Here is a 14,007-nt window from a genome sequence, read left to right as displayed (position 1 = left end):
TTAAAAAGATTGGAACGATAGCAGGACTACAGTAACCGATTAACACAGAACCCTGCTTTTCAAAAAAACAAAAATCCAATTGCAGGCCACAACTCCCTACACTTCCGTCCGCGTTACCACCAACTTGCGCTCAATAGTACCGTAAACAATAAAATACTGTGCAATCATGTAAGTAGCCATAATCAGCGCACCGCCTTGTGGAATGGGCTGCGCAAATTTATTAACGGCTAAAGAACTGTCAGACAGCAAGAAAAACAACGCACCGTAAAGAGTAAGTTTAAAACTAAAAATATTCACTTTTCCATAGCGGTTAACAGCCATTAATGCCATCACACAGATGATAATGGCATACATTAAAACAGGGAACTGCATTGCTCCTAGTTTTGGCTGGAGGTAGAAAAACAGACCTGAGCAAAAAATGGCAAATGCACCCACAGCCCATAAAAAATAGGGTGTTTTATGACTTGGATTCGATTTATGATCGAGCGTAAATGCCCTGATGTAAAAAATATGGCAAACTAAAAAAGCAGCCAATCCGAAGATAAAAAAACTCGTCCTCCCATCCTGCAGCATCAATAACAGATCTCCTGCCCATGCAAAAATTAATCCTGTAAAAATCCTTTTATGGAAACGGCCTTTCAAATTTGTAGCAACATATAGCCATACCAAAAGTACCAGCACAATCAGCGGTTTAGAAAAAGTACGCAAGCTTGTATTATTGCTATATTCTGCATATAGCTGAATTACAAATACAAGGGAGAATATAAATGAAAATAGTTTAGTCTTCATCAGTCTTAGGATTTGCATTCTGCAAATTAAAAAACCAAATTACGGATATTAAATGGATAGCCACAAAAATACTCGATAACCTATCTATAATTTAAAGAAAGATACAGGTAAAATAACAACCTGAAATACTTGAAGCGCTAAAACGGAAATATGGTAACAACCTAAGCACCTCCTCTTTTAAAGGAGGTAGGCTTGGGCCGAAGCGTTAACACAAAAAGTATAATTTGTGAATAAATTGTCGAAGGGTGTGCTTCTTTAGTCGGCAGGAAATTAATCCTGCCAACCTGTTAAGCATAGATATCCTTATTATCTGACCCGAATATTAAAAATCATTTCAACTTATTATAACAGATTATACAGATAGTCGTATTTCCTTGATGAATCGTCTTATTTCCTTGATGAATATTCCTCACGATTGTATTTTTATTACACCAAAAATTTAATGATTAGATAAGGTAAACCTAAAGCAACGGCACCACCATAAATAATATCGAGCCAAAAGAAAGATCCCAATGCACCGGCATATATGAAACCGACTATTGGAGTCACAACTATTTTAGACAACCAGGAAGTATTTTTTGATTTTACAACCGCATTCCACAAACTGTTTGCATCTCCTGTACTTGGAAATGCATTTGCACCAATAGAAATGGCCAGATACATCAGTAAATAATCTAAAACATTGGCCGAGTCGAATTTAAACTGCAACGCAGCAGAAAAACCAATAATAAAACACAACAGTGAGTTAACAATAAACGGCCCTACAGAAATAAATACCGTTTGATAAACCTTTGGTGCGGGCTCGTGTAAAACATAACCTACAGGGTTCTCCGTTCTAAAATAGCAAACTTCGAATACCGGAACCTTAAATAATCTACAAAAAAGCTGGTGGGCAAGCTCGTGTACAATTACGCCCGGAAAAGTAGCAATACTGATTAATATACCTGGAACAAACATAATTTTATCTTCTAATTACCTATAAATTTCTGAGCCCAAAATAATGGGTGATAAACGTTTCGATATGGTGCTATCTCCCGAGTGAGTTTCATGGGCCTTTATTTTAGCCAAACTCGCCAAACTTTCTTTTTTCCTGCCGGCAAAATAGTCTACCATCGCCGTGGCTTCAATGGCACTGTCATTATCAGGATCAAGGGACAGGGCTTTTGAAGCAAAAACGGCAGCCTCTCTATCGTGTTTTCGTTTAAGTTCAATTCTGGCCTTTTGCGATAAAACATAAATATCTTCGGCGTTAAATGCCAATAATCGATCACAAAGGGCCAAAGCTTCATCATATTTGGCCGTGTTTCTTTTAACAGCAGTTTTTAAACTCAAAGCCTGATAAAAATTAGGATCAACTGCCAATACCTTGTTTACAATATCATCTACCCGATCATAATCTTTTGTCTCGAATAAAAAGTTTGCGATATGCGTTTTTAATACAATTTCGTCAGTACTATCTACCATAGCCAATAATTTTTCTTTATCCTTGGCGACGGCAACAATACGTTTATACATCAACGTGTCCTTAGGGAACGACTGGGCAATATATTCAGAAGCCGCATTTACCTTGCTCAATAAGTTTTCATCCTCTGTTTTTATATCCGCTATCTTGTCAAAAGCAATCTGGTATGCTTCAAAATCAAAATTATAGGCACTTGCAACCATCATGTAGGCATTGGCATTAAAGTCTTTCGGGAACTTATTTAATACTAAACTCAACTCGCGTTGTGCCGTTATAAAATGTTTTTGATCGATTGCGTTCTCCGCTTTACCTAAATGGACTGCAGCAGAAATATATTGTTGCGTGCGTAACAAACTGATCACCATAACCGCTAAGATGCCGAGCGCGAAAAATTTAATCCATTTGGGTATGGGATACTTTATTAAACTTTTTCGGCAATCAGAACATAAATTAATGGCATAGCCAGGCTCGTATACATTTATCTGACAGTTTGCGCACAGGCTTTCGTTAAAATGGCTTTCTGGCGCACTTTCTGTGGAATGATTTTCTTGCATGTGAGATTCGTTAAAGCATTAAAGATAATATTTTTTAACAATTTAGGCCATTAAAACGTATCTAATTTAAAAAGCCTGTTTTTTTTTATTCTATTGCCATAAAATCCATAGTTTTGATTTTTTGATTTACCTATGACTTTAAAACGAAATACACTAATTTTAATACTCGCATTGCTAATTGCTGCCTTTACTTGTTTAAGTTTTTTTATTGCTCGGCATCCCATACTAGATTTTGACATTAGAACTTCGCTATTTATTCAGCAATACCACGCAGACTGGTTGGATAAATTGATGTTGGCCATCAGCTTTTTTGGCGAACTTCCCTATTCATTACTTTCGGTAGTAATAGTGGCGATCATATTTTACTATCAGAAATATAAATGCGAGGGAATATTCATTTCAACAGTTTTATTATCTGGATTAATTATTCTGGGTATAAAAAATGTAATCAACCGTCCTCGCCCTACTGCATTTTACGTACGACTGGTGGAAGTAAACCGGTTTCAAAGCTATCCTAGCGGACATGTACTTTCTTACACGCTCTTTTTTGGGTTCTTAATTATTTTGATGAATACGTTGAAAGATGTGCCCAAGCTAACCAGAAATATAGTAACTTATTTATCAGCATTTTTGATGATCACCATTGCCCCATCCAGAATTTACCTGGGTGCACATTGGTTTACAGATACTGTTGGGGGTTTTCTGCTAGGCCTGATTTGCCTATTCCCACTTTGTTACTTTTATTTTAAAAAGCAAAAAGATTAACACTTTCTTACTGTTCCTCTTTCTTGATGAGTTAAATTTCGGTAATGATAACCGTATTTTATCATAATCATAAAAAAATCTGATAATTTTGCCGCCATGACGAACGATAAACCTAAAGCTTTCCTTTTCGATCTTAATGGAACCATGATTAATGATATGGCTTTCCACAATCGTGCCTGGCATGATATACTTACGCAAGATTTAGGCGCAAGTATCAGCTTCGATGCCGTTAAAAAACAAATGTATGGCAAAAACCAGGATCTGTTGGAACGTGTTTTTGGTGTTGGTCATTTCTCACAGGAACAAATTGATCAGATTTCTATCGAGAAGGAACACCGCTATCAGGCGGCATATAAAAAACATTTATCGTTAATAGCTGGCTTAGGCGATTTTTTCGAAAAAGCAAAACAATCCGGCATTCAAATGGCAATTGGTTCGGCAGCTATTCCTTTCAACATTAATTTCGTTCTTGATAACTTAAATATCCGCTCTTATTTTAAAGCTATAGTAAGTGCTGAAGACGTTGTGAATAGTAAACCAGATCCGGAAACCTTTACCAAAGGGGCTGAAATTTTAGGTATTGAAGCTAAGCAATGTATTGTTTTTGAAGATGCACCAAAAGGTGTTGAAGCCGCCCAAAATGCGGGGATGAAATGTGTTGTACTAACCACCATGCACACCAGGGAAGAATTTTCTGATTACCATAACGTTTTTGCTTTTATAGAAGATTATACTGATCCCATTTTGCAGGATCTTTTCTAAAATAAGTACAGCCTGCATTTCTACAGGCCGTATTTATTTTATGATTATCGGGATATATTGATCCTCAACATGATTATTTGGTAAATTTATAGATAGAACTCGTTTTATACACCTCTCCTGGCTTTAAAACCGTTGACGGAAAAGCAGGTTGATTTGGAGAATCCGGAAAGTGCTGTGTTTCCATTGCAATTGCAGTTCTAAAATCATCTTTAGCACCAGTTTTAAAAGTATTTTTACTCTGCATAAAGTTTCCGCTGTAGAACTGTAAACCTGGCTCCTGCGTATAAATATCCATTATAATACCCGACTTATCTCCTTTAACCGTAGCCGCATGGAACATGCCCATTGCTTTGGTTTTATTAAGCACGTAGTTGTGATCGTAACCTTTACCGAAAGTTAATTGCTCATTTTTATCATTTATACGAGCACCAATAGTTTTTGCGGTGGTGAAATCTAAGGGCGTACCCTTAACCTTTTCCATTTTACCTGTCGGGATTAAAGTAGAATCAACAGGGGTATATTCATCTGCATAAATCTGCACTTTGTGATTCAAAATCTCACCGCTTCCATCGCCATTTAAATTAAAAAATGCATGATTTGTTAAATTTACCACTGTGGTTTTATCTGTTTTAGCTTCATAATCCATTTTCAACTCATTATCATCTGTTAAGGTATAAGTTACCCTAACATCTAAATTACCAGGAAAATTTTCATCGCCATCTTTTGATAGATAATGTAGCATCAAAGTATTGGGATTGGGCTGGCTCGCATCCCAAACTACATATTGATAGCCTTTTTTGCCACCATGAAGGGTATTCTGGCCATTATTGGTAAACAGCGAATAGGTTTTACCTTCAAGCGTAAATTTACCTTTGGCAATTCGGTTGCCATATCGGCCAATAGTTGCGCCAAAATAGGGTTCGGTAGATTTTTCGTAATCACCAACACTTTTAAATCCCACCACCACGTCCACCAGTTTTCCGTCTTTGTTTGGCATCAATAAGCTCACTAAACGTCCGCCGTAATTGGTAAAAATTGCTTCCGCATTGTTCTTATTCTTTAAAGTATACAATGCTGTTTGTTTACCATCAATTTCCTTTTTAAAAGAATCGGGGACTAATTTTACAACTTCAGCAGAATCGCTTTTCAAACTATCTGCTGATGAAGATTTTTTGGTTTCAGATTGGCAGGACGCAAACCCAATTGCAGCCAGAACGCCGAGGCCTGCTAATGATTTTAATTTCATAAAATGGAATATTTGGTTTAGATTTCAATTATAAATATATCACTTAATTTCAAAAATAAAACGATTTAGAATAAGTAAAAAGCATATCTTATAGAATAATTTACCTAAGAAATCAGCAACGATACAATTTGCAGAATTGATAATCACAAAATGTGGAAATCTTAAAATACCGGATCTTAACTTTTAAGGAAACGAAGGCAGTATTTATAATTATTGTTTCACTCCCAACCTTTAATCAGTTTCGCCAAATATTTGCAGCGACGAAAATACTGATCTATAATCATCACTTACAAGCTGGAATATATTAACGAATAGCCATTAAAATCCGCTAAAACTGATTATTATTGTGGCAATCAAAACCAAAATATGAACCAAATCATTTCAACAGATCGTTACGACAAAATGCCATATCGCCGTTGTGGGAACAGTGGCTTAAAATTGCCCGCAATATCACTGGGTTTATGGCATAATTTCGGATATGTAAACGTTTTTGAAAATAGCAAAAATCTCATCTATACTGCTTTTAACAATGGAATTACCCACTTCGATTTAGCCAATAATTATGGCCCACCTCCTGGTTCGGCTGAAGAAGTTTTCGGAAAAATCCTTTATGAAGATTTTAAAGGCTACCGTGACGAAATGATTATTTCGAGCAAAGCGGGATATACCATGTGGGATGGTCCTTATGGTGACTGGGGTTCGAAAAAATACCTGGTTTCTAGCTTAGACCAAAGCTTAAAACGCATGAAACTGGATTATGTAGATATTTTTTACCACCATCGGCCGGATCCTGAAACTCCTTTGGAAGAAACTATGGGCGCTTTAAGTCTTTTAGTTCAACAAGGCAAAGCTTTGTATGTGGGTATTTCAAATTATCAGGCGGAAGAAGCTGCAAAAGCAATTAAAATTTTAAAAGACAACGGTACTCCTTGTTTAATCCACCAGCCGAAATATTCTATGTTTGAACGTTGGGTAGAAAATGGTTTACTTGATGTTTTAGCACAAAATGGTGTGGGTTGTATTCCGTTTTCGCCATTGGCACAAGGTTTACTTACCGATAAATATTTACACGGCATTCCTTCCGATTCGAGAGTTGCTACAAGTGGTATTTTCCTGAAAGAAAGTAATATTACACCAGAGAAATTAGCGATAATTACCAAACTTAATGATGTTGCTAAATCGCGGGGACAAAAATTAGCACATATGGCTTTATCATGGATCCTGAAAGACAACAGGGTAACTACTGTTCTGATTGGCGCCAGTAAACCAGAGCAGATTACCGATTCAATTAAAGCATTAGATAACATTGAATTTAGTGAAACTGAAATCAAATTGATTGATGAGATTTTAGGTTAAAAATCCCAAAAATAACCGTCATCCCGATCCGGTAGCTATCGGATGGAGCATAAGAAAATGGAGAGATCTTTGAACTTGTTAAAAGATTTCTCCAGAGTGATCGAAAGGATGATTATATCCGCTCATACTTTTCAAAACCAAATCAAATTAAAACCGTTTAAGAAATGAATCCTTTACATTTCTTAATCTATGGCAAGAGCCAACAATTCTATTTACAGCGCATTAGCGGCCAATTTATTAATTGCAGTAACCAAATTCATTGCAGGGGCATTTACCAACAGCTCATCAATGATTGCAGAAGGCATTCACTCTACGGTTGACACCAGCAACCAGCTTTTATTGCTCTATGGCTTAAAAAGAAGTATAAAACCACCTGATAAATCCCGCCCATTTGGCTACGGTAAAGAGTTGTATTTCTGGTCGTTTATTGTATCTATCATGATTTTTGGTTTAGGTGGCGTGGTCTCTATTTCGCAAGGGATTGCGCATATCCGTCATCCTGAAATTTTGGGCAATCCAACCTGGAATTATGTGGTATTGGGTTTATCTTTCTTATTTGAGGGTGCCTCTTTGATCATTGCGATGAAGGAATTTAACAAAACACGTAAAGGGTTGCCCTGGTGGAAAGCCATTATTAAAAGCAAAGATCCCTCTGGCTTTTTAGTATTATTTGAGGATGGAGCTGCCGTTTTAGGATTATTGATTGTTTTTATATTTATGGTGTTAAGCCACAATTTAAATCTTCCATTTTTAGATGGACTGGCTTCCGTTTTGGTAGGTACACTCTTAATTTTCGTATCCTTTATATTGGCCAGGGAAAGCCGTAGTTTATTAATGGGCGAAGGTTTAACGCCAGAAACACAGCAGAAGATAAAAGAATTGGCAGAAAATGATCAGGATGTGGTTATGGTAACAAGCATTTTATCCCAATATCAATCGCCAAAGGAAGTATTGCTGGTGCTCATTCTTACGTTTAAAGCAGAATTAAACACCACCGATTTAACCAATGCAATAGACAGGTTGAGGGATAAAATAAAATCAGAATATAACGTGATCAAGTTTGTCATTATTCAACCACAGTCTGCCGACGTACCGGAGAATGATTTTAGTAAGGACATTTGTTTGGAGTAATATTTGTTTTTTTCAGCACAAATGACGTTGAGAGAGACGCAAAGCACTCAAAAAGAGATTTAGGTGTTTTTTTTCACCATTAAGCTGTTAAGATCATTAAGAGTTAAAGTTTGAATAATATCGTCCTTCTGAATTTCTTCAGGAGAACGATATTAAGATAAATTATTTATTAATCTTCAGACATCCAAATTCAGACTTCCCTACCCTAAATTACCTGCAATACAATCTTTCCTCTTGTATGTCCCTGCTCGCTTTCGGTTTGAGCTTGTCTGGCGCTGGTAAAAGGCAAAACTTTTTCTATAATGGGTTTAACTTTACCAGAATCGATCAAAGTGGCCATTTCAGCTAGCTGATCAGGAATTGATTGTGCCATAAAACCGATAAGATGAACGTTTTTCGCCTTTGCTTCTGCCACAAACTCTGGCATTAAAGTGGTAATTACCCTTCCTCCATCTTTTAATATAGTTAACGATTTGAGTTGCGTTTCTCCACCAATGGTATCTATAACCAGATCAACATCACTTAAAGCGGTCTCAAAATCTTCCATTTTATAATCGATTACCTCATCGGCACCTAAGCGCTTCAAAAAATCGATATTAGCGCTTGATGCGGTACCGATTACATAAGCTCCTTTCCATTTTGCAAATTGTACGGCATAGGTTCCTACCCCACCGGCTGCAGCGTGAATCAGTACTTTTTGTCCGGCTTTTAACAAACCATGATCGAATAAGGCTTGCCACGCCGTTAAACCTGCCAAGGGTACTGCGGCAGCTTCAGTATGCCCTATGCTAGTGGGTTTAATGCTAATGATGTTGGCTTTTACCACAATGTATTCGGCATAGGCACCGTTTTTAGTTGGATCTGGCCTGCCATACACTTCATCTCCCTTTCTAAAAGCACTCACTTTTTCGCCTAATGCTTCAATTGTTCCGGAAACATCCCAACCGAGGGTTAAAGGTAATTTTCCTGGAAATTTCTCTTTCCTTTGTCCTTCTCTAATTTTCCAATCCACCGGATTTACGCTGGTTGCATGCACTTTAATCAATACTTCATCTGGTGCTGGCTGGGGAACCGGAATTTCATCTATGGATAAAACTTCTGGTCCGCCAAACTCATGGATTCTAACTGCTTTCATATCGGATATTATTATTTGATGTACACTGTTTTGATATTCACAAACTCATGAATACCGAACATACTTAATTCACGGCCGTAGCCAGATTCATTGATGCCTCCAAAAGGCAATGCTGGATCTGATTTAACACCTTCATTTACAAAACAAGAGCCTGCTGCAAGTTTATTTCGCGCAATATCTTCTGCTAATGCTGCATTTTCGGTAAAAACGGCAGCACCCAGTCCAAAATTGGTATCATTGGCAATGCGGATGGCATCTTCAGTATCTTCTGCGGAGATAATTGCAGCTACCGGACCGAATATTTCTTCATCATAAGCCAATATGCCCTTTTTTACATGGGTTAATATCGTAGGTTGGTAATAGGCATTATCGCCTTCCATACTGGGGATTTCTCCACCCAGAATACATTTTGCACCCTGTTCGATACTCTTTAAAACCTGCTGATGCAATTCATCACGAAGGTCTGCCCTCGCCATTGGTCCTAAATCAGTATCGTTCTGTAAGGGATCGCCAGTTTTTTTACTTGCCATTTCGGCTTTAAAAAGCTGGGTAAATTGCTCCTCAACTTTTTTGACCACAATGAAGCGTTTCGCAGCAATACAGCTTTGCCCGTTATTAATTAACCTGGCTTCCGCACATATTTTGGCCGCCTTTTCCAAATCAGCATCTTCCAAAATTACATAAGGATCGCTCCCACCAAGTTCCAAAACTGTTTTTTTAATTAATTCCCCTGCTTGTTCGGCTACTTTCTTACCGGCTTCGGTGCTTCCTGTAAGCGTTACGGCTTTGATATAGGGGTTTTCGATTACTTTTGGGATGGCTTTACTACTGCAAATCAGTGTTTTAAAAACATTGGCAGGAAAGCCAGCATCCACAATTACTTTTTCTATTTCTATGGCGCAGCCCGTAACACCTGATGAGTGTTTTAAAACACCGCAATTGCCGGCTATTAAAGCTGGCGCAAAAAAGCGAAACACTTGCCAGAAAGGGAAATTCCAGGGCATAATGGCCAATACTACACCAATAGGCTGGAAACTCACATAACTTTTGGTTGCACTGGTTTTTATGATTTGATCGGCTAAAAATTCAGCACCGTTTTTTGCATAATATTCACAAACAGAAGCACATTTGACAACTTCGGCAACACCAGCTTTTAAAGGTTTGCCCATTTCTAACGCCATAAGTTCAGCCAGCTGATCTTTACGTTCGATTAAAAGTTTCGAAACCTGCAGGAGTAGCTTTGAGCGGCTTTGAAAATCGGTTTCCTTATAACTTAACCAAGCCTGATGTACCTGATCAATTTTCTGATCAATTAACGCTTCAGTATCTTCCTGATAAGTTTTTATGATTGCCCCGTTTACAGGGTTTATAGATGAAATGCTCATTTAACAGTAACAAATGAGCATTTAAGATTGTGTTTTTTATTTGAATATATCAACTAAGAAACAATTGGAATCTCAAAATGGAAGGTAGAACCTTCGCCGTACTTACTTTCTACCCATATTTTGCCGTTATGACGGTTAATGATCTCTGCGCTAAGGTATAAACCTATCCCGAAACCCGAAATGGTTTTAGTTTGTTGGCTTTCTACACGATAAAACCGGTCAAAAAGTTTTTCCAGATCATGGGCCTGGATGCCAATGCCATGATCGGTTACAGAAACATTTATTTCATTCTCTATGGTTGCCGATTGAATCAAAACAGTACTGTTCTGATCTGAATATTTTACAGCATTGCTAATCAAATTTGAAATTACAGAGCCAATTTTATCTTTATCTGCGTAAATTAATTTAGCATCTCCCCCTTCAAAATCAATCTGATTAGTGGGATGTATTAATCTTAAATCTTCAACAAGATCATGAATCAGTTTATTGAGATCAAAATGTGATAGATTCAATTGAATTTCTCCTGATTCTAAACGCGCTACATTTAAAAAAGAACTGATTAATGTGCTCATTTTCCGGATTTGCTTTTGCACCTTAGCTAAAGTACTTGTGACAAAAGTATCTGGTAAACTTCGACTCTGCATTAACTGTACGTAAGCACTGATAGAAGTTAATGGCGTTTTCAACTCATGGCTTACCATACTGATAAAATCATTCTTTTGCTGGTCTTCCTTAATGCCAATTAAAATCTGTTCCTGATCTAGTGCTTCACGTTGCAATTCTGTCTCCTTGATTGCCTTTTTTGCCTTCACCATATCAGTAACATCGCTAGCGGTATGAAGAATACAATAAGGGATTCCGGAATCATCCTTAATGGCCCGGTATTCGTAGGTATAATAAGCGGTCTGTAACTTACCATCCCTCATTGTTTCGGCAGGAATAGCGTCACCATTATCCGTAATTCCTGTTAGCAATACATTTTTCAGCATATTAATAAAAGGCTGTCCCTTTAACTCAGGCACTGCATCTTCCAGGGGTTTGCCAATAACAGAGCGATCTTTACCCCAAAAAGAAATCATGGCGTCGTTGGCCATTTCAATTACAATTTGTTCTGAAGTGTATATAGCTGTTGCATCTTTTGATAAGAAAAGAACCTCTAAAAGTTGATCATTACTTAAAACCTTTGAATAACTTTTCATATATGGTAGACTATGCTGATATTTTGATGAATCAAATTGAACTAAGTATCATACAAGTCAGCATTCACAAATGTTTGGTTAGTCTGTTAAATAGTATGTCAAATTGTTGACTTTTATCGCAAAGCGTTAAATTTATCGAGTATTTTCTGTTTAAGAATTCCTGCGGCCTGAGTATATCCTCCATCTGCTCCATCAACAAAATGAATATGGTCATCTTCCAGGTCCCTTACATAACAAGACATTACCGATTCGCCACTTACATAGTAAGCATACAAAATTTCATTGTTTTTTTCAAGCTGGTTAAGGGCTTGCTCCAATGCCAATCGTTGCTTTGCCGTACCGGTAATTACCGTATTTATCCTGCCATCTACCACGAGTGTATCCGACATTTCGACAAGTTGCCTGAGGTATTTTTTACCACGGTCTGTCCGGAAATAAATATATCCGTAAACGTTGATGAACCATGATTTAATGAGTTCAAGAAATTTAATCTTTCCCAGGCGGTGCTTCATCTCTTTACCCAAACTATTAAAGCTTGTTCGGAAAATCAATTTAGGAACAGAAATGGGCTGACGCTTTTCCGGACTTCCGTAAATTTGATCAAGGTGAAGGATTACTTTGCTGAACACGGCTGCCTGTTGCGCTATTTCTGATGCAATAACCACTAAAGTAACCACCTCATCACTGTTTTCGGGTGGTTCAATCTTGTCCCAGCGACATTGCATTCCACTTAAATCAATTTCATCGCTTGCGGTATGATGATCAGCCAACAGGTAATTCTCTCCCTTTATAATTTGTTCGGCATAAGCCAGACCATCACCTAAAACTATGGGTATAGAAAATGTTTCAGCGCTGCTAAATCTACAAATATTAAGGGTATGACCATTTTTATAAATTTCTGCAACGGGTATAATCCCTGTTCTTAAATCGAGGTTAAAATTCAGTAAAGTGTTCTCTTTGTATTTTAACAGTGATTTCATTACATCATCTACAATACCTGGCGGAACAATAAAAGTGGCTCCATCGCCACCAAAAAAGAATGGAACCGAAATATTGGCTTTAAACGCAATATTGAGCACGGCAACAATACTTCCCGTAGCAATAAGATTAACATTCTCGTGCAGCCCCGAATTTACAGCAGCTGTTGAACGCTTGATATCGGTAATGATTACGCACCAGCTTGAAATTACCTTTTCAAATAATTGATTTTTAACCAATAACTGATGTAATGGCATTTTATGAATGGGCAAATTGGAATAAAAATGGTCTTCGCTATCTGGCATAATTCGAATTAATATAACCCAATATACGCATAACAAAAGCTTAAGTTTTTCTAAACCCTCGACTAAATTTTCACATGATTATCCCTGACATTGATTTTATCTTAAACAATGAGGATGGCATATTCGCCAAAACTACATGATTAACGGATATAGAAAAGCAATGGTTACAAGATACATCTATAACAGAAAACCACTAAATGCTTGAACTAATAAAGAATTATAGAATAATTAAGATTGTGCCCGATTTAGATAATTTAAAGTAATAATGAAATTCACCGGAACGGTTTATTTTTTCGATTTCACATACTTTGCCTGATTTACCATATTCATCAGATAAAAAATCACCAATTTTAATGCTATCCAACTGGTTTACATTAATTGAGGCTCTTTTAATAAATGTAGCTGTTTTTTCCATAATGATCGCGGTTTAAAACATTTACGCAATCAAAAACATTTTGGTTTTTGGAATTATAAATAATTATATAAAATTGTATTTTTAATTAGTAATCTGCCATTTCATAAACCAGTTGAACATTTCTTAAAAAAGTTTAACGATACGCTGAAGAAAACACAGCATACAACCATAAAAAAATGCCTCCGGTTTATCGAAGGCATTAAATCTTATGCTGCGTCGTAAATAACAACCTTTTCGAAATAAACTCTGAATTCATCTAAGAAAGCTTTATGCAATGGATGAACCTGGTAAACATCATGCGCAGCCAAATCTTCAAATAATAAAAACAAGCTAAAGGTATAAGTAGTATCTACAACGGCACGCTCAATCTGGGCTGGTATGCCAAGATGAAAAGTTTTAACAACTTCTATGTTTTCTAATGTTTGTAAGCTATTGCGGAAAGCAGTTTTTTGCTCGTCGGTGGTATCGGCTTTAAGCCAGAATAAAACGTGGTGTGCGATCATTATTTTAATTTTTTTCAAATAT

14 protein-coding genes are annotated in these 14,007 nt (G+C 37.0%); 4 read left to right on the top strand and 10 right to left on the bottom strand.

Annotated elements, in window-relative coordinates:
• Positions 1-96: 96 nt before the first annotated feature.
• From BCL90_RS06980 to BCL90_RS06970, 3 genes are all read right to left on the bottom strand, one after another.
• On the bottom strand, positions 97-789 hold the full coding sequence (locus tag BCL90_RS06980; protein WP_121283265.1) for a lysoplasmalogenase: 693 nt from the start codon (positions 787-789) through the stop codon (positions 97-99).
• Positions 790-1,215: 426 nt separating this feature from the next.
• Positions 1,216-1,746 (bottom strand): metalloprotease family protein, encoded by a 531-nt coding sequence (locus tag BCL90_RS06975; protein WP_208529856.1) that lies wholly within the window; start codon positions 1,744-1,746, stop codon positions 1,216-1,218.
• A 15-nt stretch (positions 1,747-1,761) separates the two neighbouring features.
• Positions 1,762-2,805, bottom strand: a complete 1,044-nt coding sequence (locus BCL90_RS06970; RefSeq protein WP_121283263.1) for a tetratricopeptide repeat protein — start codon at positions 2,803-2,805, stop codon at positions 1,762-1,764.
• Positions 2,806-2,937: 132 nt separating this feature from the next.
• On the opposite strand from BCL90_RS06970, the gene BCL90_RS06965 reads away from it, so the two are divergent.
• A complete protein-coding gene (locus tag BCL90_RS06965; RefSeq protein WP_121283262.1) occupies positions 2,938-3,570 on the top strand; it encodes a phosphatase PAP2 family protein in 633 nt (210 codons plus the stop codon).
• Between the two features lie 96 nt (positions 3,571-3,666).
• A complete protein-coding gene (locus tag BCL90_RS06960) occupies positions 3,667-4,332 on the top strand; it encodes an HAD family hydrolase (RefSeq protein WP_121283261.1) in 666 nt (221 codons plus the stop codon).
• A 73-nt stretch (positions 4,333-4,405) separates the two neighbouring features.
• On the opposite strand, the gene BCL90_RS06955 is transcribed toward BCL90_RS06960, so the two are convergent.
• Positions 4,406-5,578, bottom strand: a complete 1,173-nt coding sequence (locus tag BCL90_RS06955) for an aldose epimerase family protein (protein WP_121283260.1) — start codon at positions 5,576-5,578, stop codon at positions 4,406-4,408.
• Positions 5,579-5,944: 366 nt separating this feature from the next.
• Between BCL90_RS06955 and mgrA the strand changes: the two genes are divergently transcribed.
• Both mgrA and BCL90_RS06945 read left to right on the top strand, forming a co-directional pair.
• Positions 5,945-6,934 (top strand): L-glyceraldehyde 3-phosphate reductase, encoded by a 990-nt coding sequence (gene mgrA, locus BCL90_RS06950; protein WP_121283259.1) that lies wholly within the window; start codon positions 5,945-5,947, stop codon positions 6,932-6,934.
• Between the two features lie 189 nt (positions 6,935-7,123).
• Positions 7,124-8,065, top strand: a complete 942-nt coding sequence (locus BCL90_RS06945; RefSeq protein WP_121283258.1) for a cation diffusion facilitator family transporter — start codon at positions 7,124-7,126, stop codon at positions 8,063-8,065.
• A gap of 205 nt (positions 8,066-8,270) precedes the next feature.
• Here BCL90_RS06945 and BCL90_RS06940 read toward each other — a convergent pair whose 3' ends face one another.
• From BCL90_RS06940 to BCL90_RS06915, 6 genes are all read right to left on the bottom strand, one after another.
• Positions 8,271-9,200: an NADP-dependent oxidoreductase gene (locus tag BCL90_RS06940; RefSeq protein WP_121283257.1), complete on the bottom strand. Its 930-nt coding sequence runs from the start codon at positions 9,198-9,200 to the stop codon at positions 8,271-8,273.
• An 11-nt stretch (positions 9,201-9,211) separates the two neighbouring features.
• A complete protein-coding gene (locus BCL90_RS06935; protein WP_121283256.1) occupies positions 9,212-10,585 on the bottom strand; it encodes an NAD-dependent succinate-semialdehyde dehydrogenase in 1,374 nt (457 codons plus the stop codon).
• Positions 10,586-10,638: 53 nt separating this feature from the next.
• Complete coding sequence (locus BCL90_RS06930) at positions 10,639-11,784, bottom strand: PAS domain-containing sensor histidine kinase (protein ID WP_121283255.1); 1,146 nt, start codon at positions 11,782-11,784, stop codon at positions 10,639-10,641.
• 113 nt (positions 11,785-11,897) lie between these two features.
• Positions 11,898-13,067 carry a DUF3095 domain-containing protein gene (locus BCL90_RS06925; RefSeq protein WP_121283254.1) on the bottom strand — a complete coding sequence of 390 codons (1,170 nt, stop codon included), beginning with the start codon at positions 13,065-13,067 and terminating at the stop codon, positions 11,898-11,900.
• Positions 13,068-13,284: 217 nt separating this feature from the next.
• On the bottom strand, positions 13,285-13,482 hold the full coding sequence (locus BCL90_RS06920; RefSeq protein WP_121283253.1) for a hypothetical protein: 198 nt from the start codon (positions 13,480-13,482) through the stop codon (positions 13,285-13,287).
• Between the two features lie 206 nt (positions 13,483-13,688).
• Positions 13,689-13,985 carry a Dabb family protein gene (locus BCL90_RS06915; RefSeq protein ID WP_121283472.1) on the bottom strand — a complete coding sequence of 99 codons (297 nt, stop codon included), beginning with the start codon at positions 13,983-13,985 and terminating at the stop codon, positions 13,689-13,691.
• Positions 13,986-14,007: the final 22 nt, after the last annotated feature.

Source organism: Pedobacter alluvionis, from assembly GCF_003664035.1.
Taxonomy (GTDB): Bacteria; Bacteroidota; Bacteroidia; order Sphingobacteriales; family Sphingobacteriaceae; genus Pedobacter; species Pedobacter alluvionis.
Note: the sequence above shows the minus strand (reverse complement) of the source record. Positions and strands in the feature narration are given on the sequence as shown.

What these genes read in the sequence shown, in the direction of transcription:
- BCL90_RS06980 (WP_121283265.1), bottom strand. Translation starts at nt 789, where the DNA reads ATGAAGACTAAACTATTTTCATTTATATTCTCCCTTGTATTTGTAATT.
- BCL90_RS06975 (WP_208529856.1), bottom strand. Translation starts at nt 1,746, where the DNA reads ATGTTTGTTCCAGGTATATTAATCAGTATTGCTACTTTTCCGGGCGTA.
- BCL90_RS06970 (WP_121283263.1), bottom strand. Translation starts at nt 2,805, where the DNA reads ATGCAAGAAAATCATTCCACAGAAAGTGCGCCAGAAAGCCATTTTAAC.
- BCL90_RS06965 (WP_121283262.1), top strand. Translation starts at nt 2,938, where the DNA reads ATGACTTTAAAACGAAATACACTAATTTTAATACTCGCATTGCTAATT.
- BCL90_RS06960 (WP_121283261.1), top strand. Translation starts at nt 3,667, where the DNA reads ATGACGAACGATAAACCTAAAGCTTTCCTTTTCGATCTTAATGGAACC.
- BCL90_RS06955 (WP_121283260.1), bottom strand. Translation starts at nt 5,578, where the DNA reads ATGAAATTAAAATCATTAGCAGGCCTCGGCGTTCTGGCTGCAATTGGG.
- mgrA (WP_121283259.1), top strand. Translation starts at nt 5,945, where the DNA reads ATGAACCAAATCATTTCAACAGATCGTTACGACAAAATGCCATATCGC.
- BCL90_RS06945 (WP_121283258.1), top strand. Translation starts at nt 7,124, where the DNA reads ATGGCAAGAGCCAACAATTCTATTTACAGCGCATTAGCGGCCAATTTA.
- BCL90_RS06940 (WP_121283257.1), bottom strand. Translation starts at nt 9,200, where the DNA reads ATGAAAGCAGTTAGAATCCATGAGTTTGGCGGACCAGAAGTTTTATCC.
- BCL90_RS06935 (WP_121283256.1), bottom strand. Translation starts at nt 10,585, where the DNA reads ATGAGCATTTCATCTATAAACCCTGTAAACGGGGCAATCATAAAAACT.
- BCL90_RS06930 (WP_121283255.1), bottom strand. Translation starts at nt 11,784, where the DNA reads ATGAAAAGTTATTCAAAGGTTTTAAGTAATGATCAACTTTTAGAGGTT.
- BCL90_RS06925 (WP_121283254.1), bottom strand. Translation starts at nt 13,067, where the DNA reads ATGCCAGATAGCGAAGACCATTTTTATTCCAATTTGCCCATTCATAAA.
- BCL90_RS06920 (WP_121283253.1), bottom strand. Translation starts at nt 13,482, where the DNA reads ATGGAAAAAACAGCTACATTTATTAAAAGAGCCTCAATTAATGTAAAC.
- BCL90_RS06915 (WP_121283472.1), bottom strand. Translation starts at nt 13,985, where the DNA reads ATGATCGCACACCACGTTTTATTCTGGCTTAAAGCCGATACCACCGAC.